Here is a 25,321-nt window from a genome sequence, read left to right as displayed (position 1 = left end):
ATAAATTAAAATTTATGATATAATATGATGAATTTTTATTTAAGATACATAAAAGGAGGAAAATAATGATCGCAACAAGTAACCTTTCAATGAGTTTTGGAGGAAGGAAGCTTTTCGAAGATGTAAATGTAAAATTTACTCCTGGGAATTGCTATGGATTAATAGGTGCAAATGGTGCCGGTAAATCAACTTTTGTAAAAATACTTTCTGGAGAACTAGACCCTACTGAGGGAGAAGTTATTTTTGACAAGAAAAAAAGTATGGCAGTATTAAAGCAGGATCACTTTGCTTATGAAGAAAACGCTGTTTTAGATGTTGTACTAATGGGTCACGAAGAGTTATACTCAATAAAAAAAGAACAGGAAGAATTATACTCCAAGCCTGATGCAACTGAAGAAGATTATGCTAGGGCAGGAGAGCTAACTGATAGAATAGAAGAGCTAGATGGTTGGTCAGCAGAAACAAATGCAGAAAAAATACTAATGGGATTAGGTATAGGGGCTGATCTTCATACTAAAATGATGAAAGAACTCACAGAGGGAGAAAAAGTAAAAGTTCTCCTAGCTCAGGCTATATTTGGTGATCCAGATGTACTACTACTTGACGAGCCTACCAACGGACTTGATATCATGGCGATCTCTTGGCTTGAAAATTTTCTTATGACCCTTGAGAATACTACTGTTATAGTTATATCCCATGACAGACACTTTTTAAACAAGGTGTGTACTCATATCGCAGACGTTGATTATGGTAAGGTAAAAATGTATGTAGGTAACTATGACTTCTGGTATGAGTCAAATCAGCTTATGGTAACACTTATAAATAACAAAAACAAAAAACTTGAGCAAAAGAGAGCCGAATTAAAAGACTTTATCGCCAGGTTTAGTGCCAATGCTTCAAAGTCAAAACAGGCAACTTCCAGAAAGAAGCAGCTAGAAAATCTTCAGTTAGAAGATATGCAGGTTTCCAACAGAAAGTATCCGTTTATAGAGTTTAAAGCAGAGAGAGAATCTGGAAACAACATTCTAAAAGTAGAAAACCTTACTAAAACCATTGATGGAGTAAAAGTACTAGACAACATAAGCTTTACAATAAATCCTAAGGACAAAGTTATTCTCCTTTCTAAAAATGATATAGTAAAAACTACACTTCTATCTATACTGGCAGGGGAGATAGAGCCAGATAGCGGAAGTTATACTTGGGGAGTTACAACAACTCAGGCTTATATGCCTAGAGACAACTCAAAATTCTTTGAAGGTTCCGACCTCGCATTAATTGACTGGTTGAGACAGTACTCTCCAGACCAGCATGATTCCTTTGTAAGAGGATTTCTAGGAAGAATGCTTTTCTCAGGAGAAGAATCTTTTAAGAAAGTAAATGTTCTCTCTGGAGGAGAGAAAGTAAGATGTATGCTTTCTAGAATGATGCTTACAGGATCCAATGTACTATTATTTGATAACCCTACAGATCACTTGGATCTAGAGTCCATTACATCTTTGAACAAGTCACTTGTTAAATTTGACGAAACAATCTTGTTTGCCGCTCATGACCATGAGTTTATACAAACTGTAGCAAACAGAATAATTGAGGTCACTCCTAACGGAATACTTGATAAACTAATGGAATATGATGACTATATTCAAGATGAGGCTATACAAGAAAGATTAGAACAGCTTTACGGATAGAAATATTGAGGGTGCAGAATTTTCTGTGCCCTTTTATCATTATTTAGAAAAATAAAGTTTAAATAAAGGAGGAAAATATGAAAATAGTGGATCTTACACATGAAATCAGAGAAAATATGCCTGTATTTCCAGGGTCTGAATGTCCGAAATTTGAAAGTATAGGAATTTTGGAAAAAGACGGTTTTGAGGAAAAGAAAATAACAATTTATTCCCATACTGGAACTCACATGGATGCTCCTAAACACATAATTCCTTACGGTAAGGGTCTTGATGAATTTTCTGCAGATAAATTTTTAGGAAAAGGTGTAGTCGTTGATGCTAGAGGTGAAAGTAGTATAAGTCTTGATCTTTTAATCGAATATGAAGAAAAGATAGAAAAAAGTGACTTTATCCTTATAAATACAGGATGGGACAGAAACTGGGGAAAAGAAAATTATTATAACGGCTTTCCGTGTATGACAAAAAAGGCGGCCCAGTGGCTTTCTAGTAAAAAAATAAAAGGTCTAGGGATTGATGCTATATCTGTAGACCCTGTAAATAGTTATGAGCTCGTTAATCACAACATTTTCCTAAAAAAAGAGATTGTGATAATAGAAAATTTAAAAATACCTGAAAAACTTCATGGGAAAAAATTCTTATTTTCAGCTCTGCCCTTAAAAACAGAAAACTCAGACGGTTCCCCTATACGGGCAGTTGCCATATTGGATATATAAGATTATTTCTTTATTTTTTCCCTGTTAGGGCAGAATTCAATTTCATTTCCCTTAAAAGTCTTTCTTCCTTTACAGAACCTATCGTATTTTTTGCACTTGGAACATATACGGGCTAAATATTCATCTCTTATCTCTAAATTTTCGTCAAAAAGCTTATAGTTGTTCGAGTTTTTATTCATGTAAATACCTCCTGACTTTATTTTACTTTATTTTTCAGACTTATCAAGTTATAAATTGAAAAAAACATAAAAAAACCTCTCTAATATAACTTAGAGAGGTAAATCTAAACTTAAAATATTATTTTTTTATATTTTTTAGGTGTTTGTCTTTGACTATATTGATAACAGTTTTCATTTTACCGCGAATGTGGTCAAATCCTACTTCCTTTATGTGAGGGAGGCTACACTGAGAACAATCCTTTATTCCGTGTTCTGTGTACTTGAAATTACCCCCGCATTCTTCACCCATCATGTATAGAGGGCAATAACAGAACAAACAGTTGAATTTTTCTGTTTCCTCGATTTTGTGACATGGGAAATACTCGCACTTACTGTTTTGTACAAATTTATAGTTAGAAGCTTTTTTCTTATCCAATTAAATACCTCCGATTTTATTATTTCTACTTTATAGCTTATTTTCTTCAAGCCAACGCTCTGCATCGATGGCGGCTTTACAACCACTTCCAGAAGCAGTTATAGCCTGTCTGTAATTGGAATCTATGACATCTCCACAGGCAAAAACACCTGGGATTTCTGTTGACGCACCATTGTGATTGACTTTAAGATAACCTTTTTCATCAAGGGGAAGCTGCCCTTCTAAAAAATTTGTATTAGGTGTGTGACCGATGGATATAAAAAGACCCTTTACATCAAGACTTCTAACTGAACTGTCTAGATTATTTTTCACCTTTAATGTATTCATCTCTTTTCCGTCACCGCTTATCTCTTGGACAGAACTGTTGTATATGATTTCAATTTTAGGATTATTCTTTACCCTGTCTTGCATAGCCTGACTGGCTCTAAATTTATCACGACGGTGGATTAAATATACTTTTTTGCAAAGTTTAGTCAGATAACTGGCTTCTTCCATAGCAGTATCTCCCCCACCTACTACGGCCACTTCTTCATCTTTATAGAAAAAACCGTCACAAGTTGCACAGGCAGAGACTCCCTTGCCTTTATAATCACTCTCACCAGGTACATTCAGATATTTAGCTGTCGCTCCACTTGCTATAATTAGCGAATCACATGTGGATATTTTTTCACCGCTATAAATCGTAAAAGGTCTCTGGCTTAAATTAACCTTGGTAAGTTCTCCAAAGATTATTTTAGTTCCAAAATTTTCTGCCTGTTTTTCCATTGAATTCATGAGCTCGACCCCGTTTATACCATTGGGGAATCCTGGGAAATTTTCAATATCTGTGGTAGTAGTTAGTTGCCCACCTTTCTCTCTTCCAGTAAAAAGAACAGGACTTAAGTTTGCCCGGGCGCTGTATATAGCAGCTGTATAACCAGCAGGCCCAGATCCTACAATTGCGAGGTTATGATGTTCTGCTTCTGAATTCGTTTCACTTAGATTCAAAAGAGGGTCCAACCTTTTTGAATCATTAAGGGCATATAGGTCATCACAGCCGCCCACATGAAATTCACCAATTAAAACCTGTGGGAAAGTCTTTCTGCCATTTGATCTTTTGATCATAATTTCACGCTGTTCTGGATGATCTTCTACATTTATTTCCGTATAGTTTACTTTTTTGGAATCCAAAAGCATTTTAGCCCTAACACAATAAGGGCAGTTGTTTTTACTGTAAATAGTTATCTCTTTATTCATTTCTTCTCCTAAATTCGATTGATTTAATTTTCTTTATTCTACCAAAAATTAAATGTTTTTAGAAATGTTTTTATACTGTTAAAATATTTTCTTTATTTTTTATGAGTTCAGTTAAAGGCTCGCCCCAGAGTTTCAGTTCAATTCCCAATTCCATAAGTTTTTCTGTTGTTCCAAGATTATTGGCACAAGCAAGACATCCGCTAAACTTTACTCCTGACTCTTCCCCCTCTTTTATAAGCTGCTGAATATTATCATTCTCAGCAACGAGTTTAGAGGTCGCTCCCCAAATAATAACTGTAACCTCATCCCACCAATTTCTAAGTAACGCATTTTTAGAGTACATCATAACCATATGCTCTGCCGTTAAAGGGTTGTCATTTGTCCATAGAATATATAAATGATTTTTTTTCATTTTTTTCATCTCCTCTATACATAAATTATCTCTTAGATATCAGATAAACTTTCCCACCTATCAAAAAGTATTTTCAACTAAAACTGTTTTTTATCTAAGCAGTCTTGTAGGATTTTTCCTGCATTTTTACATTTTTTTATTGATTCCGGTTGTTTATCAAATTCATGGGGCAGCATTTCACAGGTTATTTTGTCCACAAATCCATGATTTTTTACCACATTACCATCAACACAGGTCATTCCGGCTCCACAAGTATAACATTGAGAATATGCCCCTACTAAAAACTTTGAAATCACATTCATTTTATTGCTTTTTCCAAAGTATTCAACAATTTTAAGTACCTGACTATTTTCTTCATCCTTAGAATAACCAGTGGAAATAATTACAAGGGGTTTATTCTTCAATAAAAACGCACTTTTATGACGGAAACAAAAACATCTTTCTAATAAACTGTGTGAAAGAGCATTAGGAAGGTCATAGTAATTTGGGACTCCCAGAACAATAGCCTCAGCCTTGACCATAGCTTCTGCTATTTCTGGGAAATCATCTTTAACTACACACTTGTTATCTTCGATACATCCAAGACAGCTAATACACCCTGATATCTGTTTTCCAGAAAGAGATATAAATTTTGTTTCTCCATGATAGTTTGCGAGTACTTCTTTTACTGCATGATCTGTTATTCTGTTTTGTCTGGGACTTCCAGATATTCCTAAAATCATATTTGATCTCCTTTCAATAGAATCTTTTATATCCAATAACTCGTTATATCATCATTTGCTGTTCAAAGCAAAAAATTATTAAAAAAGCCTCTCTAAGGAGGCCTCGTAAATATTTTTAGCCATAAAAACTCGAAAAAACTATTTGTTTCTCATGCAATGAACGGCGATATCTTTGTCCATGTGCTTTGTGATACATTCCATACATTTACCGTGTAACGGACAGTCGGCAGTGCAAGTACATCTCTCATTTAATTTTTTTTCCATATAAAATCCTCCCTTATAAATGTTTCTAATATATTATCTTATGTAGTTACAAATTTTATTAAACCAATAAACGTATTATATGATCAGTCACCTTAAAAAATTTTTTTTTAAATTTGATATATTTTATTTTGAAATTTTGGTTATTTCAAAGTATATCTTATAGATGTTACTTTTTCTTTTGTAGATATCTATCTTTAATTATAGAATCTGAGTTCCTGCATTTGGTCCAGCACTTTGATCAAATATAGCTGTTGGTTTAAATATCCATAGTCCTGTCATAGCCATACCAATCTTTTTCAGCTCAGCCGATACAGCATCAAATAATTCTCCTTCAGTTTGTCTTTCTACAACATAAATACTAATTAAAAAAATTAATGCTATCTTAGGATATATTTTGAATTTACTTTAATTTAATAGGGGCTCTGACTGGAAGCCCCCTATAAGTTATTAACTATATGGTTTACAGGTATTTTGATATAGACCCACCAACAGCTACATTTCAGCGGCTTTCTTTAAAGCTCCTTTGAAATGTTCTATACTCTGTGCACCTGAAACAGCTATCTTGTCATTAATTATAAAAAATGGGACACCGTTAATTCCCAATTTTGACGCATCCTCTTGGTCCTCGGTAACCTCCGATAAAAAGGATTTCTCTTTTAGAACATTTTCTAACTTATTAATATTTAGACCAACTTCTCCAGCTAGAAATAATATATTTTTTAAATCACCTAAGTCTGCTCCCTCTTCGAAGTATCCTTTAAATATACGGTCAACAAAAATCTTTTCTTTTCCTTCATCCTTGGCAAATTTTGCAGCTTGATGAGCTAGTGAGGTATTATTCCTTATCATGATATCATATCGATAATTCAACCCCACTTTAGAAGCCTCATTTTTAATTGCATCCATACGTTCTTTTGCAAGTTCATATGGTATCCCGTATTTATTGGATATGAAATTATAATAGTTTCCCTGTTTATGTTTCACTTCATTTTGATTTAACTGAAAACTTTTAAAGGTTATTTCGATATTTTCTTTGTCTTCAAAGGTTTCAAGAGCCTTTTCCAGTTTTTTTTCACCCAAATAACAGTATGGGCATACAAAATCAGACCAGATTTCTATTTTCACAATTATCACTCCTTTTATACGAATATTATATAATCTAAATTGATCTTTTATTTCATTGAATTTAAAAGTTTTGTTACTTTTCTCAGTTTTCTTAGTGAATGAAAGTTCTTCTTATTATTAGTGTTTATTTTTCTCTTTATTGTTGATTTTCATTTTTGACTAATTCTTTTGATTCTAAAAGAATTTTAGCTCAGGTACAATATAGGATGAGTTATTTAATACACATGACTATGTAACAGTAGAATTATTTTTTCTCATTTCGAAACGTGCTACAAATATAAATGTCAATATTCCAACTGTTAAAATTATGTAGGAATTATTGTTGAATATTTTTGTGATTCCATGTGATTCCATAATGACTCCATTGGCCGATGTTCCGATTGCTCCTCCCACAAAAAGGTTGAATGACACTACTGACATTGCTGTTCCTTTCATTTTCGGAAGTTTTTCCTGTGCCATCAAAATTAAAGTCGATTGTATGCAGACAAATGCAAGACCGAAGCCAAAAAGACCAAGTGATAATATCCATATATTTTTAAATACAGATAATACAAACATTGACAGACCACCTATCAGTCCGCTAATAACTAGAAAACCATTCCTAAGCATTTTTCTCATTTCAGGTGCAATTCTCCCTCCTATAACAGTTCCTATGCCAAATACAGAGAGAATTAGCCCGACACTTAGAATATTATAACCAGTTAGCTCCTGGATTAATTTTCCCGAGTATGTAAAACTTCCGAATACACTGAATCCAACTAAGAATACCATAATAACTGTTCTCATAAATCTATAGTTGGTAAGTGCATTTTTGTATGCTGAGAAAAAGTTAAGCCTGTCTACCACCGGCTTATCTCTTTCTAATACTTTAAGCATCATTATAGCCAGTATTAGCTCACCTACACCGTATATGAGATAAACTATTCTCCAAGATCCGAAATAGGCTATTGCTCCTCCTATGGCACTTGCAGTGGCTGCTCCGAGGAACATAAATCCCATTAGTTTTCCCAGAGCTTTTTGTCTGTCTTCAGGATCAAAACTTTCTCCGATCAGGGCTATTGTGACAGGAAAGATACCTGCTCCAAAAGCACCATTCATTGCCCTGAAAAATATTAGTGAGGATAAATTGAATGTTGTAGCTCCTAAAATACTAAATATAGCTGTCCCTATTGCTGCTGTATTTATGACCCTTACTTTACCAAATCTGTCAGATAAAGGCCCAAATAATAATGTAAAAATACCAAATGCTAGCATATATGCAGTAACTGACATGGCAGCTGTGCTCAAAGTAAGGTTTAAATCTTTTGATATATTAATGAGCAGAGGAGCGGCAGCATAATTGTCTCCGTTGGCCAAAAAAGCCATTGATCCTAAGATTAAAAGCATTTTATTTTTATCTTTCATTTTAAAAAACTCCCCTCTCTGATTTTTTTCTCTTTTATTGATTTTTATTTGTAACTAAATCTTTTGATTCTAATATTCTTGGAATTACTGTTACTTAAAAAATTTTATTTAAAATATCTATTTAGGTTATTTGATATCGATAATTTTCTTAGCCAAATCAACTAGGTTTTTTTCTTTTATATTTGCCTCAAGATAGTAGGGGTTAAATATTTCTTCCTTACGTTTTATATAAGCTGTTGTAAATCCTGCTTTTTTTGCTCCGAATAGATCCCAGTCATGAGATGCAACCATGACGATATTTTTAACAGAGGTTTCTTCCTTAAGGGCTGCGTACTGGTATATATCTTTAAAGGGCTTGTATTTTTTTACAGAATCCACAGAGTAATAAGTGTCAAACAAATTTATTATTCCTGCATTTGTAAGTTGTTCTTTAATCATTTCCAATGATGAATTAGATACAGCCACTACTCTGATTTTATTTTCTTTGAGAAGCTTAAGTGCTTTAGGAACGTCATCATATGCAGGCAAATTTCTGAAGCTGCCTAATATCTCGACCTTAATTTCATTTGTAAATATTTTATTATTTTCGTAAAACAAACTTTCTAAAACAACTTCTGCTAATTCTCCGAAGTTTTTGTATTCATCCATGGCACCTATTACAGTAGATGTATGTAATAATTTAGTAAACCAATATTTCAGCACATAACTATCATCAAAATATTTATCAAAATTTTCTTTGAGTAAACTTAAATCTAACATTGTCTCATTCATATCAAATAATACAGTTTTTATCATTTTCTCCCCCTATGCTTTTTAATCGAGCTTTTATATAGTCCGATTCTCACTCCGAATCCTGATTAAAACGTAATCTGTTTTTTATGTAACATCCCAATTTTTAGAGGTTTAAATTATTACCCATGCCAACTGAATTTAAATAGATATTAAAACAGAATGGCATGGGTGATTTGTGTGTGAAACTTCTTTGTCTGTTAAAGTTTAAAATATATCATAGATAATTAATATGCTTAGAAGTTATAGCATTTTTTTATAAGCTTCGATAACCTCACTTGGTTCAGCACGTTTTGTATAGTCAGCGTCTACCCAGGCATTGGTAATAACTCCGTTTTTATCGATGATATAAGTAGCAGCTATAGGTAACTCAGCTTCTTCATTTCCCTGTGATCTCTTGAGATCTATACCAAAACCATCATATATAGTCTGGAGCTTTTCAGGAACTTTGAAAAGTAAGTTTAATTTTCTGGCAAATTTATTATCAATATCACTTAAAACCTTAAAATTAAGTTTTTCAATTTCTATAGATTCCATTGTAACATCTGGCTTCTCTGGAGATACAGCAAACATTGCTATTTTTTCTTCACTAATTTCTCCTAGAAGTTCGTCATAGAAAGCAAGCTCCATATTGCAGTAAGGACACCATGTTCCACGGTAGAAACTTATTATAGCAGGTTTGTTGCCTAACAGTTCTGATATGGAAACAGTCTCACCACGGTGATTTAAAAGTTGTCCGTCTGGTATCTTATCACCAACATTAAGAGGATTATTTTCATAGCCAGCTTCTTTTAGATCATTAGTTACTTTATCCATGTACTCTAATGTTTCACTTGGAAGTGCTTTTTTCTTGTCGCTATTCCTTTTTTCTAAAGCTTCTTTTAGTGTTTTCATAGTATATTCTCCTTTTAAATCATATTTTTATAAATATTTAAACTTAAAAATTAAATAGATTTATTTTCTATTTTTACAAAACTTCATTGATCATTTTTTTGATATTTTCTTTAGTGGCATTTTCTTTAACGAGTTCATATATTTTTTCTCCGTCTTTATAAATTGCCACTGTAGGAAGCCCCAATACCTTTTGTTTTATAGCAACTTTCATGGCTCCAATGGTGTTAAACTTTGTAAATTTTATCTTATCTCCAAATTCCTCAGATAATTCTTCTACATGGGGCAAGAGAGCCTTACAATCTTCACACTTGTCACTCCAGAAGTCAACTAATACAAGTCCTTTGTTTTCAAGAACTTTTTCTTCAAATGTGTCCTTTTCCAATTGAATCATGACAACTCCTCCTATTTTTAATTATAAAATTTTTATCGGTCTTATATCTCAAAATTTGTCAGGTATTTTTCTATGGCAGTAGCGGCTATTGCACCATCTGAAGCGGCAGTTATTACCTGTCTCAGTTCTTTGGGTCTCAAGTCTCCTGCGGCATATACACCAGGTATATTCGTAGCCATAAATTCGTCTGTAGGAATATAGCCCCACTGGTCCATGTTAATATGCCCTTTAAACAAATCTGTGGCAGGCTTGTAACCTATGAATACAAATATTCCAAATGTCCCTATATCTTCTTCGGCAACATAATCCCAAGTTTCACCAGTTAGATTGTCTCGGAAAGTCACCTCTTCTAAGATCCCGTCACCTCTCATCTCCAATACTTCACTGCTAAATTTAACCTCTATCTTTGGGTTTGCCATGACCTGATCAGCGATTGATTTAGCGCAGGTAAACTCAGGTTCTCTGGCGATAATAGTTACCTTTTTTGCAAATTTTGTGAGGTATATTGCTTCTTCGGCAGCAGCATATCCGGCTCCGATACAAAATACTTCCAGGTCTTCAAAGAAATCAGCGTCACAGGTAGCACAGTAAGATACGCCCTTACCAGTAAGGGCTTTTTCCCCTGGAGCACCAAGTTTTCTTGAGTATGCTCCTGTGGCTATGATTACTGTTTTACCCAGAAACTCAGTATTATCTTCTGTTATAACTTTTTTTATCTGTCCGGAAAAATCCAGGCTCTCTACTCCCTTCATAATTTTTTCAGCACCAAAATGCTCTGCCTGTTTTACCATTCTAGCCACTAATTTGGGTCCTGAAGTCTCCATCTCATCTGTTTTAAATAGTGATCCTGGATAGTTTGCTACCTCTTCTGTAGTTACTATCTGACCACCCATTTTATCTTTTTCAAGGATCAGTGTGGAAAGCTTTGACCTCGAAGTATATAAGGCGGCTGAAAGGCCCGCCGGGCCACCACCGATTATAATAACATCGTAAATTTTATCCATAACTTCCTCCTAATTCGCACTCTTTATATGACCGGTCGTCTTAGATGGTTTAGAACAAGACTACTTTTAAGTCAAAAACTTAAATATAGCAATGTTTTAATTCTTACTTCAGTAAGACCTCGGTTAAAATAGTGTAAAAGTCATCTAAGGCAGTTTTATTGGCTGCCATTTTCATTCTTACTAGTGATCCCTGCCAACTGCTGATTATAAAACTGGCCAAGATTTTTAGATCAACATTACTTTTTAGATCTCCTTTCTCATGTGCTTCCACCAAGTTTTTATAAACTTGCAATACGATTTCTTTGGTTATGTCAGCAGCAGTCTTTGATATTGTTTCAGTGACATCACCCATTTCCTGGCTTAGATTTCCTATGAAACAACCGTATTTTAATTCTTTTTTCACTGCATTTTGTATTCCCTTTTCAAAGAATTTTATTATTCTTTCTAGAGGTTCAAGCTCTTTATTTGTTGATAAAAGAATTTTATGAACAGGATTATTGTCATAATAATAGTTCAGGGCATCTATTGCATACTGTTCTTTATCTTCAAAATAGTTATAAAAAGATCCCTTCGGAATACCGGCAGCATCTGTAATATCTTTTACACTTGTACCGTTGTAACCTTTTAGATACATTAAATCTATTGAATCCTTTATAATTTCGTCTTTTCTCGTTTTTTTATTCTTCATATCATTAGTATATGACCAGTCGTCTTAAAAGTCAATATTTTTTTAAAAATATTTCAAGCATAATGCTGGCTGATATTCAAAATACTAAAATATATAGTCTTAAAAAGAGTAACTTATGTTAAGTTTTGTATAATATTATAAATCGGTCTATATATGTAATTATAATTGTATAAGAGCAGTACTTTTAAAATATCAAGGGGTGGTTTTCATGAAAAGTAAATGTATTTTTTTCTTAACAATATTAACACTCATATCGACACAAGATTTATATGCAAAAAACGATAAGGCGAATAAAGATAAAAGCAGCAAATTCAGAGCCTCTAGAGAATCAAAGGGAAGTATCAATTCTAGTGTGAAATCTAGCGATGCAAAGAAAAATTGGGGCCAGCTTAAGAATGATTTCAAGGAATCTCAGACAGACCTTGATAGTGACGGAGATTTTGATAAATTTGATGAGAAACTTTATAAGGAACAAATAAAAGCAGAGAAGAGAATAAGAAGAGAAGTGAGGATATCTGGGATTTCCGATGAGGAAATAGAAAATGCAGTTAAAGAATATTTTTATGAGCATACCATTGATCCAAATTTATTAGATTCTTTTTCTGAAAGATCCTTAGATAAAATGGAAAGAGCAGTTGAAAAATATGAGAACTCAGAAAAGAAACTGTTTTCAAAAAAGGGTATAATTACAGAAGAAGTGGTAGAGTAAATTATTGAATTTATCCAAAGTTCCGTTACTTTTCCTTGATGAAAAGTAACCAAAAATCAAGGCCTGTGAAAAATAAGCTAAATGCCTTCGGAAATCTAAGTAAAAATCAAAACTCGCTTCGCTCAGACAGTTGATTTTTTCTAAAGATTTCTCTCAGTCATTCTTAACGCTTATTTTATCAATGGCCAAAAACTAAAAAAAATCTTTTTAGTGCGTAAACTTTGGTGTACCTTTGCGCTTGTTTCTTAAGTAAGACCATATGGTTTTATATTTTTTTGAATTTCAAGTCGCAGGGCTTATACAGGAAAGAACCTGCACTCAGCCGTCCTACAGAATAAGTTCCGCAGGGAACCGAGGACTGTAGCTTACAAAGGCGATAAAAGAAATATATACTTCCTAGACATTTGAAAATTCTTGATTTTCTTTGGTTACTTTCTTTTATCAAGAAAAGAAAGTAACACAGGTTTTCAGATAAATTCAGTAATTTATCAGAATTTCTTTCAAATAGTTACGTAAATTATTTATAAAAGATAGGCTATAATTTTATCTAGTGATTCCATGCCACCTAACCAAAGAATCATAACGACTATAAATCCAAGTAAGGTAAGTATCTCAGAATGTTTATAATTTTTACCTATCACAGTTTTATTTTTAGAAGCCAATAGAATTATTGCCAATACCACCGGAAGAATTATTCCATTAAATGTTCCTGCTATCAATAAAAGTACTACCGGGTTTCCCATAAGAGCCATCACAAGAGCTGAAAAAGCAGTAAAAAATATCATGGAGAATTTTTCATTTTTTTCAACCACTGGAAAAAGTGTTTTTATAAATGAAACAGATGTATAAGCAGAACCAACTATTGATGTGATTGACGCCAAAAGGATTATTATCCCAAAAATTTTATAACCAAAAATTCCTGATGCATGTCTTAAAGATGAAGCTTCGGGGTTGATACTGTGAAAATTTACACCTTTAGTTATAAGTCCTAAAACGGCAAAGAAGAGCATAAGTTTTATAAAAGTTGAAAGTAGAACCCCTATACAAGCACTGCCATCTATTTTTTTCAGATTATTTTCTCCACTTAAGCCTGTTTCTATTAAACGATGTCCACCAGAAAATGAGATATATCCGCCTATGGTACCTCCGATTATAGTCATCATTGGAAATATAAGATTTCTGAAATTTTCAGGATTTAAATTTTTGTGTAAAATAACGCTAGCAGGGGGATTAACAGTAAAGAGTACGTATCCTACAAGAGTTACCAGTATTATTGCCAAAATTTTTGTAAACTTTTCCATAGCTGCTCCAGCATCCTTTGAAATGAAAATGATACTGCACATTCCACCGGATATAACTGCTCCGATAGATGGATCTATTCCAGTAAGAATGTTGAATCCAAGAGCTGCTCCCGCAATATTACCGATGTTAAAAGCAAGTCCTCCTAGAGATATCAGAAGAGCCACCAGATAACCCAGTCCCGGTGCCACTCGGTTGGCTATATCCTGTCCTCTCATTCCTGAAACACCGATAATTCTCCATAAATTCATCTGGACAATAAGTGCTACAACTGTTGACAGAATTATTGCAAAGATAAAATCAGCTTTATACCGGCTGGTAAAAAAAGATGTCTGTATTAGAAATCCAGGTCCAACTGCAGATGCTGCCATTAGAAATGCTGCTCCTACTGGAGTTCCCTGGCTTTTTTTTAATTTTTTTAGCTCTGAAATTGAATTTTGTATTTTTCCCTGTGTCGCAAGGGATATTTTTTTCCTGACTGTGCTTATCATAAAAATAACCTCCAAAATTGGAAAACAAAAAAAGTCGTTTTACTCCCAGAGACTGAGAAAGTAAAACGACTAAAATTAACTGATAAAGAAACAGGGGTTTAATCTGTTTCTGACAATGAATTCATCATTTACCGAACATTATATCTTTTCTATATTAAACCCTAAAAAGAAATATATGTCAAGAAAAAAATAGAACATACCGTTCTTAAAATGGATTGAAAATTTAATTGAAAAAAATTATATAAAGTAAAAGGTTTTTAGCATTATTGCAGTAATATATTAATTAAGTGATTTTTTTATAAGTAAAAAATCATTAGATATAGTACAGTAATTAGGGGGAACTGATTATGAAGGATTTTGTTCAGGTAAGTAACAGCGTGACTTGGACTGGGGTAATAGATCAAGATATGAAGAAGTTTCATGGAGAAGAGCTGTCTATTCCTAATGGAACGAGTTATAACTCTTATCTTGTAAGAGATGAAAAAACAGTACTAATAGACACCGTTATTTATAAAGAGGGGTATGAGTGGGTTTCTCAATTAAAAAAAGAGATAAATCTTAATGAGATCGACTATATAATTATGAATCACAGTGAACCTGATCACAGCGGAGGTCTTTTAGAACTCATGAGGGAGATTCCTGAAACTCCCATAGTCTGTACAGAAAAAGGTATGGAAATTCTAAAAAAATATTATGGTAAAAATTGGAATTTCCAGACTGTAAAAACCGGAGACAGGCTTAATATAGGCTCTAAGGAACTTATTTTTGTGGAGATGAAAATGCTGCACTGGCCTGATAGTATGCTAACTTATCTTACAGAGGAAAATATACTTTTTAGTAATGATGCTTTTGGTCAACACTATGCAAATTACGGTCTTTTCAATGATATGTCAGACCAGGACCAGCTAAATTACGAATGTATGAAGTATTATGCCTGTATTCTCACTCCTTTTAGTGGTATACTAAAGAATAAGCTTGAAGAAGTGTTGGCACTGGACCTGAAGATTGACATGATCTGTCCTTCGCACGGAGTTATCTGGAGAGATAATCCCTTACAAATAGTTCAGAAATACTTAAAATGGTGTAACAACTATAGTGAATCCCAAATTACGATTGTATATGATACTATGTGGGAAAGTACCAGAAAAATGGCTGAATCTATTGCTGAGGGAATCAGTGATGTGAGACAAGATATAAGGGTTAAACTATATAATTCAGGTAAAAATTCAGAAAATGATATAGCCACTGAAATGTTTAGATCAGAAGGTTTTCTTTTGGGATCTTCTACTATAAATAACGGAATTCTTCCTTCTATGGCTTCACTGATGGAATCTGTCAAAGGTCTGAAATTTAGAGATAAAAAAGTAGGCGCATTCGGAAGTTATGGCTGGAATGGTAAGTCACTTGATATTTTAAATGAGGGATTAGACGAAATGGGACTCGAGAGGGTGTCAGATGGTGTAAAAACCATGTGGAATTTAGATGATGAAGATCGTGAGAAATGTGTAGAATTTGGTAGAGAGTTTGCAAAAAATCTCTTTGTGGAATTGCTTTAAAAATTTTTAAAATAAATTTTATCCTATAAACTAGGAGGTATAACAATGGCTTATAGAATCAATCAGAGTGAATGTATAGCCTGTGGTGCATGTGAACCGGTTTGTCCAGTTAGCTGCATCTCAGAAGTGGTAGACGGTAAGAGAGAGATAGACGAATCGGCGTGCATTGATTGTGGAGCGTGTGCAGGAGTTTGTCCGGTAGAGTGTATTGCACCAGCAGAATAAGAAAAATTTTATTAAACATAAAAAGGAGGCATAAAGTAATGGCAAAATTATTGGAAGTTTACAAATGTGATCTGTGTGGAAATATTGTAGAGGTTTTTCACGGGGGAGCCGGAGAATTAGTTTGCTGTGGTGAGGCGATGAAATATCAGGAGGAAAAAACTGCAGACGGAAGTCAGGAAAAGCACGTTCCTTTTGTTGAAAAAATTGACGGCGGATTTAAAGTTCGTATAGGGGAAGGAGCAGAGCATCCGATGACTGCAGAACACTATATTGAATGGATAGAGATTATTGCTGACAATAAAGTTTACAGACAAAATTTAAAACCTGGAGAAAAACCAGAAGCTGTATTTATGATAGATGCAGAGAAAGTTGTTGCAAGAGAGTACTGCAATATTCACGGTCACTGGAAAAACTAATATCAAAATAATTTAAAAAGCTCCCAAATTTAGGGAGCTTTTTTCTATGAAAAAAATCAGTAACAGATGTTACCGAAAGTCTGTGATAAAGATGTTATTATATTTTTATTAAATGCAGTGAAGTAACAGAGAATAATTTGTCAGGTTATTTTCACTTTAAAGGGAGGATATTATGAATAAAAATTTAAAAGTAGAAAATCTAGGTCAAATGATAAATTATCAAGATGGTTCAGTTGTAAGTAAAATTCTCATAGGTAAAAAAAATGGAACGGTAACACTTTTTTCATTCGATGAAGGACAGGTTCTCAGTGAGCATACAGCACCCTTTGATGCAATGGTGGAGATATTAGACGGTAAGGCTCTTATAACAGTTTCAGGGATAGAGTACATACTAGAGAAAGGCGATATGCTTATAATGCCTGCAGATGAGCCACACGCTCTAAGAGCAGAGGAAAGATTTAAGATGCTTCTTACAATGATCAAGTCATAATTTTAGGAGACAGTTCTAAGGGCTGTCTTTTTTTAATAGTGATCTATAAAATTAATTCTTTATTAAGCCAATATTTTCAAGTATAACCCCCTTGTCTTAACTTGTAAGAATTTTTTCTATTAAAAAGGATCCTAACAGATAGATTGAAACCATTAAATGAATAAAAAATCCTTTTTTCTTCTTAATCCCAGTGAATATGTTTTATAATTGATTCTATTTGTATACACACCTCAAGAAGGCAGATTGACCCAAATATAGATGATATAAATATGGCTTTCAAATACAACCTGACTATCTTAAATATACTAAGTTTAATATCAGATTTATAAAATAAAATATTTGAATTTACTGAATCTATAATGCAGTAGGTTCATAAAAGAAGATCAAGCTTTTGATAAAATAATAATTATAGCAACCAAAATACCTGTGCCTAATACGATTATACTGAATTTTTTATTTTCTTCTTCTGCTTTGGGTAAAAGGTGAGTTGCTCCCACATAGATCAAGGCACCTCCTGAAAGTGCCAGTAGAGCTCCAAGTTTTGAATCATCTATTCTGGAGATGAGGGGATAGGAAAAAAGCATTCCTAGGGGAGTAGTCAAAGCGGCTGATAAAAATGACATAGACAAAGAAGCACGTTCACTAAATCCACTTCGAATTAATATCAGATAAGTAATTATACCTTCAGGAAACTCGTGCAAAACCATACCTGTAGTGGCTAAAAATCCAGTAAAAATACCTACTCTAAAAGAGATTGAATAAATAAAACCATCGATAAAAGAGTGTAAACCAATGCCTAGCATAGTTATAAGACCCAAGTTATATCCTGTTTTTTCTGGGTCTTTTTCACAAACAAAGGCAGTTAAGAAACGATTGAAAATATGCAGTCCAAAAAAACCTCCCAGAAGATATCTAGGAGCTTGGATATTCATAGAAAAAGATTTTGGAATAATGTGAAGGAATGTGGCAGAAATAAGTACTCCGACTGCAAAACATATGAAATATGTGGTATTCTTTTTTCCCCATTCTGCAAAATGACGTATAGAATAAATACCTGTAGATGTGACGGCAGCAGCAATAGAACTCCAAAAAAATGCTATCCAAAAAGTATGTTCCATTATTATTCTCCTTTTTTTATATTTGTTGTTTATATTTTTATAACTTGATTATTTTGTTGAGTAATTTATCCTTTGGCATAGGGTTACCATAGAGCCGTTATTTTATATGGTTTTTCAATTGTTTTACTGGACTTATTAAAAACTTATTGTAAATTACTCAGTTTTAAATTTTAAGTTGACATAAATATGACATATAATCTTGAGATTCTAAGATGAAAATTAGCTTTTTTAGCAACTAAAGTGTTAAAAATCAAGTTATAACCATGACAGCAATATATTAAATCTAATAATCCTCAAAGGATTTTAATTTTTAATTGGAAGAATATCTTTATTATCCTTTTAAATTTTTAATATTGAGTTTTGATTTGTATTAAACTGTTGTCTCAGACATTGGTTTAGATGAATTTTATGAAATAAACAGTCTGAATTTATCATTTTAGTTGAAAATGGATCTATTTTATTGACATCAATTAAAAAATGATGTATATTTTAAATGTGCATATGCACTTACAAATGGAATTTTAGTTTTAATTTCACTTGTGCTAAAAACACTATCATAAATAAAAGGGGGAGTTAAATGGGAACAAGAGGAAGAGAGATTGTAGATCTAGACGTAAATGAGCTTCTAAAATTATTGAACAGCGCTTATGCAGATGAATGGCTTGCATATTATCAGTATTGGATAGGAGCTCAAGTTGTAAAAGGACCTATGAGAGAAGCTACAGTTGCAGAATTATTGCAGCATGCAACTGAAGAATTTACTCATGCACAGTGGGTCAGTGACAGGATAATCCAATTGGGAGGAACTCCACCAATTTCATTTGAAGAAATACTAGAAAAAACTCACTGTGGCTATGACGCCCCAGCTGATCCCTATGTAGAAGAAATATTAAAACAAAATATAAAAGGTGAACAGTGTGCCATCAGTGTTTATAAGAATATAATGGACATTACCAAGGATAAAGATATGGTAACTTACAACATGGCACTTAAAATACTTGAACAAGAAGAAGAACACGAAGAAGATCTCCAGGCTATTTTTGAAGATATTGAAATTATGAGAGAAAGATTTCGAGGATAATTTTTCAGAAGGAAAAAATTAAATTTTTAAGGAGCTATTGATAGCTCCTTTTTTGTTTGAAATTTAGTGGTATATCTATAAATCACTCATTTGAAATATTACAATATAAACTTTCAATTTGAATCTTCAAAACTTAAAAGTAACTATTTTAGAAGGTTTTCAATGACATTTTTAAATAAGCATTGCTTTGTAAAAACATTTTAAATTTATCAGTTAAAATATATTAATTTGTGTTGAATTGTTTTTTCTGTTAACATTTAAGAATAAGATAACTTAGTTTATTTTCAGTTTCAAAATGTGAAAGGAGTAATTATGCATTGTTTTCCAGATATATGCTACAAGAGTAAAGTTTGTGATTTGACAGATGAGATAGATATACTTTCCTCCTTTGCAGGACAGGCCTTTGGCCAATGTGAAGACAAAAAAATAAAAGAAGACCTTCTAAAAATATTAAATCTTACCTACAAACTTATGGGAAATTTGAGAGATAACTGTGATTTTTTAAAAGAGGATAAGTTAATTCTTAAAGAAATAAAGAATAGATATGATAAAAAAGGTGAGAAAATTAGAAAATATATATTTATACTGCCACAGGGGGATCTTTTGGCAGGGAATCTCCATATTTGCAGGTCTATGTCTAAAAAAATATCTAGAATGTTTTCCAAGGCAAAAAATGAAATTACATTCGAGGCCATTGAGATAGAAGAGTCTATCAATATGCTGAGTGATATTTTTATAATATGGTTCTTTGTATAAACCATGAAAATAATGTCGAAGAAATTCCAGTGGTACTACTTCCTGAAAGAAAATAAAGTGACAATTAAAGGCAGATATTCTTATAAAATTTTAAAACCAGCCGGCGAAAATACCGGCTGGTTTTATTTTGTGGGTATAATATTTTGTAAATATATTGAAAAGTACTAGTTTTAATTTCCAATAAAAATTTTCATGAGTTGAGAAACTACCTCTTTGATAGCACTAGACCATTGGAGTACAAAAATATGCTAATATCTTTAATAAAACTTTCTTTTTTTATTAAAGATAGTGCTTTGTTTTCAGTTGATTAGTTAATTCTCCGTAAAAATAAACTTTGAGAATTTAAAAGAGGAGAAATTCAGATTTTTCCAATATTATTCTAAGGAAATGTTACATAATTTATGTGTGGGGAAACTTAAATAAGACAAATATATAATTTAATAATTCTTTTGAATATATCTAGCTAAAGTTAGATTATTAATTTGTATATAAGTAATGAAAAGCCTTTTATGAAAGGAGAACATACTATGAAAAGAGGTGTAAAACTTTTAAAATCATATTTAGAGAAAGAATTTTCCACTAGAGAAAAATTGTCTGAAAAAATAGGTGAGTCTTATGGAATCATAAATCTTATGTTAAGTGACGACACAGAGATAGAAGATTGGTTTTTAGATATGATAAAAAAATATATCCCTGAAAAAGAATTTGAGATAGCTAAAGAACTTATTTATCTTGCCAGAAAGTCAGACACAACTAAAACTCATACAGTAGCAGAGATTGACAGTGCAGATGAGTCGGAAAAACAATACTATCAAATATATCCAGATCTCCCTATTTTTTATGAAAATAAATAAAAAAACACCCAGAGGGTGTCTTTTATAATATAGGTAAATATTAATATTACGAGTTGCAAAGGTCAGTATCTCCATTGATGAAGTATTCATAGTTTTTTTTCGTCTTTTCAAGAGCAATATGTTTTGATGGGAAAACAAAACTTTTTAATGTATTTTTAACGAAAAACTGTGTCTTCGTGGTATTACATCTGGTGAAAAGCAAAAAAGTTAATAATACCCAAAAATGAAAATTATTCATTTTTCCTCCTACCTAATTACATTCTAGAGTAGATTATACTTCAAAATAAACAAAAATACAATAGACATTTTTAAATGGAGAATATAATTGGACTTAATGTATTATTTTATAGGGATAAAGACAGCAATTTAAAAAAAATACTCGTATAGGGGTGATCTTAATGAAACTTGATCTTAAATTAAAGGAAGCTGGATTTTTAAAGGCCCTTTTAGAAAGAGAAGCGTCTAGAAACAGGAGGGACCTTAGGGAGTTAGATCCTGTAGAGGATAAGTTTCTATATAATATAACAGCTGAAGAAACAGAATCTTTTGATAGTATCGCCAAGCAGATAGGAGATAAACTAAAGAAAAAAAATAAATCAAAATTTAAATCTATAAATTTTGGTAAATATATCTGTAAGTCTTATTTCTAAATTATATACTTTAATAAATAATTAAAAAAGCCCTTAGAATTTAATCTAAAGGCTCTTTTAACAATTTTATTATTTATTTAATCTACTTTTTATTTGTTCGTTCTTTTCAAAATTCCCACGGATTTTTTCGTTGAAAATTTTATTTAGCAGTTTATCTTCTCTGTACTTTTTTAGTTTCTTCAGGTCAGTATTAAGACCCACATGTAGACTGTAAGTCATTACTAGCAATAGTGCTGCAAAAGGCAGACCTGAAATTACAACTGCAGTCTGAAGTGCATTTAAGGCGTCTGTTCCGCCTGCTATAAGAAGAGCTATGGCTAAAACTCCTTCCATGACAGCCCAAAAGACTCTTTGTGGCACAGGGGAATCGAGTTTACCACCTGAGGTAAGATTGTCTACAACCAATGAACCTGAGTCAGAAGATGTGACAAAGAAAGAAATTACTAAAAATATTCCAGTTGAAGACATTATTATTTTTAATGTATTAGATACATCCATATTTTGAATCATTTCAAATAGCGATGTTGCCACATTTGATTTTACAGCATTGAACAAAATACCGTTGCCTGATATATCCTGAAATAATGCCGCACCTCCAAAAACTGACATCCAAACGAAACTAAGAAGTGCAGGGATTATAAGTATAGCAGAAAGAAACTCTCTTACGGTTCTTCCTTTTGAAATCCTAGCTATGAACATTCCCACAAAAGGCGACCATGAGATCCACCACGCCCAGTAGAATATTGTCCAGCTTCCTTGCCAGTTCTCTTTTCCCTGCTCTGACCAGAAACTGATACTTATAATATTATTTAAATAAAATCCTACACTGTTATTAAAAAGTCTTACTATAAATAGAGTCGGGCCTATGAAAAGTACGAGTAATAAAAATATTGTCGCTACTCTCATATTGAGTTCAGATAAAATTCTTACACCTTTTCCGATTCCAGATATTACTGATATAGTAGCTATTCCAGTGATAATACAGATTAATAATACCTGTACTGTTGTATTTTGAGGGATACCAAATAAGTAATTAAGTCCTGCATTTATCTGCTGTGCACCAAATCCTAGGGATGTAGCCAGACCAAATAAACACGATATTACAGCTAATATATCAATTATGTCTCCTAAGATACCGAAAACCTTGTCTTTGAAAATAGGGTAAAATACCGATCTCAGTGACAATGGAAGTCCTCTGTTATAGGCAAAGAATGCAAGTGCCAGTGATATAAGGGCATATATTCCCCAAGGATGGAAACCCCAGTGATAAAATGTTATTCCAAGTGCAGAAGCTAAGGTAGCTTTTTCTCCAAACATAGGTAAAACACTGTTATAGTGGTATAGGGGTTCCCCTATACTCCAGAACATAAGACCGATACCCATTCCGGCACTGATAAGCATAGAATACCAGGCAAAATTTGTAAATTCAGGCTTTGCTTCTGGGCCACCTAGTCTTACCTCTCCTAGTTTACTAAATAAAAGGTAGATAGGAAATAACAGGAAAAAGTTTGCACTTAATATGAAAAACCAGTTCCACTTTGTTGTGATACTATTTTTCAGACTGCTGAAAACAGTGTTTGCAGCATCAGGGTTTTTTAAAGTAAATATTAAAAATAATATTACCAATATTCCAGAAATTATAGAAACTTGAGGATGGAAATCAAAACCAAACTTATTAAAGTTTCTAGAATGCAGCAGTTTTGATTTCCCCTTTAATTTTTGTGTCTCATACGTAGGTCCTTTTGAATACAATATACTCCTCCTTTTTTTATAAAAAAGGCACTCTAACTCTATTATTCATTGAATAATAGAGTTAGAGTGCCTTAGCTTCACCAATTTATACTTGATTCACTATATACCATTAAAAATAGCATAGTTCGTTGCCTTTATAAAAAAATATAAAGACCCTGAACAAACCCCAGTTCTACAGATATTTTTCAATAAAATTTTTCCTATTAAAGGTTAGCTTGAATCAACACTGTATAATACATTATTGACCTCACAAACCAGGTACTAATTTTACCTACTTCATATTAAACTCAAGTAGTATGATAACAAAATTATAGTCTTTAGTCAACATTTTATGAATTTTGTAGTATTTCTATACAGGGAGGTAGTTGTGGGAATTTTAAAATATGATTTTTTAGTTTTATCTTTAATATTTCTAATTCCTGGTGCGATTATATTTACTCTTAGAAAAGACTTGAGAACAACGATAAAAAAAATGTCTCTGATTTCCCTTCCCTTTGCTCTAGCAGAAAAATTGTTTTATCCTAGCTACTGGGATCCAAATTTTCTTCTAGACCTTGGAAATAGGATCGGATTTGGCTTAGAGGATTTTATTTTTGTAGTTTCATTGGCATCTTTTACATCTACAGTATATGCTTTTACTTTTAGGAAAAAATATATAAAAAATAATGCTGAAGACTCTGGCTTATTTTTAAGAAGAATATTTTTTATTTCACTATTTGTAATAGCTCTCATTATATTATCTTTATGGATGACTATCCCTATTATATACAGTGCAGTTTTTATAATGATATTTGTTCCGTTAATAATAGTTTTTAAAAGACCTGATTTTTTAGGCCCAGGTTTTTGGGGAGGAATTCTTTCGGCTTTTGTGTATTTTATTTTATGCCTCATTTTTGGCCAGATATATCCTGGTGTATTTGTAAAAATATGGAATACTGACTTGTTATTGGATAAATATTTTATGAGAGTTCCCTTAGAGGAATTGATCTACGGATTTGGTGCAGGCTTCTGTGCAACAATAATTTATCCCTATATTTTTAATTATAAATTTGGGAGTTGATAATTTATGAATAAAATAACTTCTTGGATAAAGGCTTCAAGATTACCTTCCCAGAGTTATATATTTTTCCCCCTACTTTTGGGTCAGGGTTTTTACTATAACATAACCAGGAACTTTAGCATTGTTTTTTTTATACTGGTACAGCTATTTGGCCTTTTGATTCAGCTCTATATAGTTTATGCCAATGATTACGCAGATTATGAGATAGATAAAACCAATGACACATTCAATATCTTTTCAGGAGGTTCTAGGGTACTAGTGGAGAATCTAATATCTAAAAAAGAGATGAAAAAGGCAATAATACTGGTAGTAGGATTAAATGGTTTCTTAGGAATAGTTTTAACACTTGGTTTTAGAAGAATTTTGAGTCTTCCTATTATAATACTTTCCTTTCTTTTGTTATGGGCATATAGTTATCCCCCTATACGCTTATCATATAGAGGTGGCGGAGAGGTACTTCAGACAATGGGAGTGGCTGTAATCCTTCCCTTATTTGGTTATTATGTTCAAGGAGGAACTGTTCAGGGATTTCCGTGGATTTTTCTTTTATTTTTCTTTCCCTTACAGTTAGGCTGTGCCATGTCCACTAGTCTTCCAGATTATCCCTCTGACAAAAAGGGAAATAAAAAGACCACTACGGTGATATTTGGATTTGAAAAAACCAAAGGTTATATTATAAGAATAAATTTTATCAGTTTATTTATATTTTATCGTGTTGCATGGCTTCAGTTAAATTCTTTAAAATCCTATACTATACTTGCAATCCCTTTGATATGTAATTTATACCTGTTATATATAAAAAACAAGGCAAAAATATCCTCTTCATATTTGGATAAATTTGTCGCGGTGAATATTTTAATAATTATAAGTTTAACCGCTGGAAGTTCTTTACTACTTTTTTTATAAGGATAAGTATATGGTATTGCAGATAAAAAAAATCCTT

General features: G+C 32.6%; 28 protein-coding genes. 13 read left to right on the top strand and 15 right to left on the bottom strand.

Annotation, left to right across the window (positions count from 1 at the left end; genetic code table 11):
- The first annotated feature begins 65 nt into the window (after positions 1-65).
- Positions 66-1,685, top strand: a complete 1,620-nt coding sequence (locus tag ILYOP_RS12670; protein ID WP_013388896.1) for an ABC-F family ATP-binding cassette domain-containing protein — start codon at positions 66-68, stop codon at positions 1,683-1,685.
- A gap of 77 nt (positions 1,686-1,762) precedes the next feature.
- Positions 1,763-2,398, top strand: a complete 636-nt coding sequence (locus ILYOP_RS12665) for a cyclase family protein (RefSeq protein ID WP_013388895.1) — start codon at positions 1,763-1,765, stop codon at positions 2,396-2,398.
- Positions 2,399-2,400: 2 nt separating this feature from the next.
- Here the strand turns inward: ILYOP_RS12665 and ILYOP_RS15885 are convergent, their stop codons facing one another.
- The 12 genes from ILYOP_RS15885 to ILYOP_RS12605 form a co-directional block, all read right to left on the bottom strand.
- On the bottom strand, positions 2,401-2,577 hold the full coding sequence (locus ILYOP_RS15885; protein ID WP_013388894.1) for a hypothetical protein: 177 nt from the start codon (positions 2,575-2,577) through the stop codon (positions 2,401-2,403).
- A 118-nt stretch (positions 2,578-2,695) separates the two neighbouring features.
- On the bottom strand, positions 2,696-2,992 hold the full coding sequence (locus tag ILYOP_RS12660) for a cysteine-rich small domain-containing protein (RefSeq protein ID WP_013388893.1): 297 nt from the start codon (positions 2,990-2,992) through the stop codon (positions 2,696-2,698).
- A gap of 30 nt (positions 2,993-3,022) precedes the next feature.
- Positions 3,023-4,228 (bottom strand): thioredoxin-disulfide reductase, encoded by a 1,206-nt coding sequence (gene trxB / locus ILYOP_RS12655; protein WP_013388892.1) that lies wholly within the window; start codon positions 4,226-4,228, stop codon positions 3,023-3,025.
- A 70-nt stretch (positions 4,229-4,298) separates the two neighbouring features.
- The gene (locus tag ILYOP_RS12645) at positions 4,299-4,640 is read right to left on the bottom strand and encodes a hypothetical protein (protein WP_013388891.1); all 342 of its coding nucleotides are present in this window, start codon (positions 4,638-4,640) and stop codon (positions 4,299-4,301) included.
- Between the two features lie 77 nt (positions 4,641-4,717).
- Complete coding sequence (locus ILYOP_RS12640) at positions 4,718-5,362, bottom strand: flavodoxin family protein (RefSeq protein ID WP_013388890.1); 645 nt, start codon at positions 5,360-5,362, stop codon at positions 4,718-4,720.
- 756 nt (positions 5,363-6,118) lie between these two features.
- Entirely contained in the window at positions 6,119-6,751 is a 633-nt protein-coding gene (locus ILYOP_RS12635; RefSeq protein WP_013388888.1) for a DsbA family oxidoreductase, read from the bottom strand.
- Between the two features lie 228 nt (positions 6,752-6,979).
- Positions 6,980-8,155 (bottom strand): MFS transporter, encoded by a 1,176-nt coding sequence (locus tag ILYOP_RS12630; RefSeq protein ID WP_013388887.1) that lies wholly within the window; start codon positions 8,153-8,155, stop codon positions 6,980-6,982.
- 126 nt (positions 8,156-8,281) lie between these two features.
- Complete coding sequence (locus tag ILYOP_RS12625; protein WP_013388886.1) at positions 8,282-8,950, bottom strand: haloacid dehalogenase type II; 669 nt, start codon at positions 8,948-8,950, stop codon at positions 8,282-8,284.
- Between the two features lie 237 nt (positions 8,951-9,187).
- On the bottom strand, positions 9,188-9,838 hold the full coding sequence (locus ILYOP_RS12620; RefSeq protein WP_013388885.1) for a peroxiredoxin-like family protein: 651 nt from the start codon (positions 9,836-9,838) through the stop codon (positions 9,188-9,190).
- Positions 9,839-9,911: 73 nt separating this feature from the next.
- A complete protein-coding gene (trxA, locus tag ILYOP_RS12615) occupies positions 9,912-10,229 on the bottom strand; it encodes a thioredoxin TrxA (protein ID WP_013388884.1) in 318 nt (105 codons plus the stop codon).
- Between the two features lie 41 nt (positions 10,230-10,270).
- The gene (locus ILYOP_RS12610) at positions 10,271-11,233 is read right to left on the bottom strand and encodes an FAD-dependent oxidoreductase (protein WP_013388883.1); all 963 of its coding nucleotides are present in this window, start codon (positions 11,231-11,233) and stop codon (positions 10,271-10,273) included.
- Positions 11,234-11,336: 103 nt separating this feature from the next.
- Positions 11,337-11,921 carry a TetR/AcrR family transcriptional regulator gene (locus ILYOP_RS12605; protein ID WP_013388882.1) on the bottom strand — a complete coding sequence of 195 codons (585 nt, stop codon included), beginning with the start codon at positions 11,919-11,921 and terminating at the stop codon, positions 11,337-11,339.
- 208 nt (positions 11,922-12,129) lie between these two features.
- Here ILYOP_RS12605 and ILYOP_RS12600 point away from each other — a divergent pair, with 208 nt between their 5' ends.
- Positions 12,130-12,630, top strand: a complete 501-nt coding sequence (locus ILYOP_RS12600) for a hypothetical protein (RefSeq protein ID WP_013388881.1) — start codon at positions 12,130-12,132, stop codon at positions 12,628-12,630.
- Positions 12,631-13,151: 521 nt separating this feature from the next.
- Here the strand turns inward: ILYOP_RS12600 and ILYOP_RS12595 are convergent.
- The gene (locus ILYOP_RS12595; protein ID WP_013388880.1) at positions 13,152-14,420 is read right to left on the bottom strand and encodes an NRAMP family divalent metal transporter; all 1,269 of its coding nucleotides are present in this window, start codon (positions 14,418-14,420) and stop codon (positions 13,152-13,154) included.
- 347 nt (positions 14,421-14,767) lie between these two features.
- Between ILYOP_RS12595 and ILYOP_RS12590 the strand changes: the two genes are divergently transcribed.
- The 4 genes from ILYOP_RS12590 (at position 14,768) to ILYOP_RS12575 (ending at position 17,107) form a co-directional block, all read left to right on the top strand.
- Positions 14,768-15,976: an oxygen-binding di-iron domain-containing protein gene (locus tag ILYOP_RS12590; protein ID WP_013388879.1), complete on the top strand. Its 1,209-nt coding sequence runs from the start codon at positions 14,768-14,770 to the stop codon at positions 15,974-15,976.
- Positions 15,977-16,021: 45 nt separating this feature from the next.
- Positions 16,022-16,201: a ferredoxin family protein gene (locus tag ILYOP_RS12585; protein ID WP_013388878.1), complete on the top strand. Its 180-nt coding sequence runs from the start codon at positions 16,022-16,024 to the stop codon at positions 16,199-16,201.
- Between the two features lie 38 nt (positions 16,202-16,239).
- On the top strand, positions 16,240-16,617 hold the full coding sequence (locus ILYOP_RS12580) for a desulfoferrodoxin (RefSeq protein WP_013388877.1): 378 nt from the start codon (positions 16,240-16,242) through the stop codon (positions 16,615-16,617).
- A 172-nt stretch (positions 16,618-16,789) separates the two neighbouring features.
- Positions 16,790-17,107, top strand: a complete 318-nt coding sequence (locus ILYOP_RS12575) for a cupin domain-containing protein (RefSeq protein ID WP_013388876.1) — start codon at positions 16,790-16,792, stop codon at positions 17,105-17,107.
- Positions 17,108-17,490: 383 nt separating this feature from the next.
- On the opposite strand, the gene ILYOP_RS12570 is transcribed toward ILYOP_RS12575, so the two are convergent.
- On the bottom strand, positions 17,491-18,225 hold the full coding sequence (locus ILYOP_RS12570; RefSeq protein ID WP_013388875.1) for a ZIP family metal transporter: 735 nt from the start codon (positions 18,223-18,225) through the stop codon (positions 17,491-17,493).
- Between the two features lie 577 nt (positions 18,226-18,802).
- Between ILYOP_RS12570 and ILYOP_RS12565 the strand changes: the two genes are divergently transcribed.
- The 4 genes from ILYOP_RS12565 (at position 18,803) to ILYOP_RS12545 (ending at position 21,566) form a co-directional block, all read left to right on the top strand.
- Positions 18,803-19,306 (top strand): ferritin-like domain-containing protein, encoded by a 504-nt coding sequence (locus ILYOP_RS12565; protein ID WP_013388874.1) that lies wholly within the window; start codon positions 18,803-18,805, stop codon positions 19,304-19,306.
- Between the two features lie 312 nt (positions 19,307-19,618).
- Entirely contained in the window at positions 19,619-20,062 is a 444-nt protein-coding gene (locus tag ILYOP_RS12560) for an ATP--cob(I)alamin adenosyltransferase (RefSeq protein WP_013388873.1), read from the top strand.
- 527 nt (positions 20,063-20,589) lie between these two features.
- A complete protein-coding gene (locus ILYOP_RS12555) occupies positions 20,590-20,916 on the top strand; it encodes a hypothetical protein (protein ID WP_013388872.1) in 327 nt (108 codons plus the stop codon).
- 398 nt (positions 20,917-21,314) lie between these two features.
- Complete coding sequence (locus ILYOP_RS12545) at positions 21,315-21,566, top strand: hypothetical protein (protein ID WP_013388871.1); 252 nt, start codon at positions 21,315-21,317, stop codon at positions 21,564-21,566.
- A 69-nt stretch (positions 21,567-21,635) separates the two neighbouring features.
- Here the strand turns inward: ILYOP_RS12545 and ILYOP_RS12540 are convergent, their stop codons facing one another.
- Positions 21,636-23,318 carry a BCCT family transporter gene (locus ILYOP_RS12540; RefSeq protein WP_013388870.1) on the bottom strand — a complete coding sequence of 561 codons (1,683 nt, stop codon included), beginning with the start codon at positions 23,316-23,318 and terminating at the stop codon, positions 21,636-21,638.
- Positions 23,319-23,685: 367 nt separating this feature from the next.
- On the opposite strand from ILYOP_RS12540, the gene ILYOP_RS12535 reads away from it, so the two are divergent.
- A complete protein-coding gene (locus ILYOP_RS12535; RefSeq protein WP_013388869.1) occupies positions 23,686-24,378 on the top strand; it encodes a lycopene cyclase domain-containing protein in 693 nt (230 codons plus the stop codon).
- Positions 24,379-24,384: 6 nt separating this feature from the next.
- A complete protein-coding gene (locus ILYOP_RS12530) occupies positions 24,385-25,284 on the top strand; it encodes a prenyltransferase (protein WP_013388868.1) in 900 nt (299 codons plus the stop codon).
- Positions 25,285-25,321: the final 37 nt, after the last annotated feature.

It is taken from the genome of Ilyobacter polytropus DSM 2926, assembly GCF_000165505.1.
Lineage (GTDB): Bacteria > Fusobacteriota > Fusobacteriia > Fusobacteriales > Fusobacteriaceae > Ilyobacter > Ilyobacter polytropus.
This window is presented reverse-complemented; position numbering and strand designations above follow the sequence as displayed.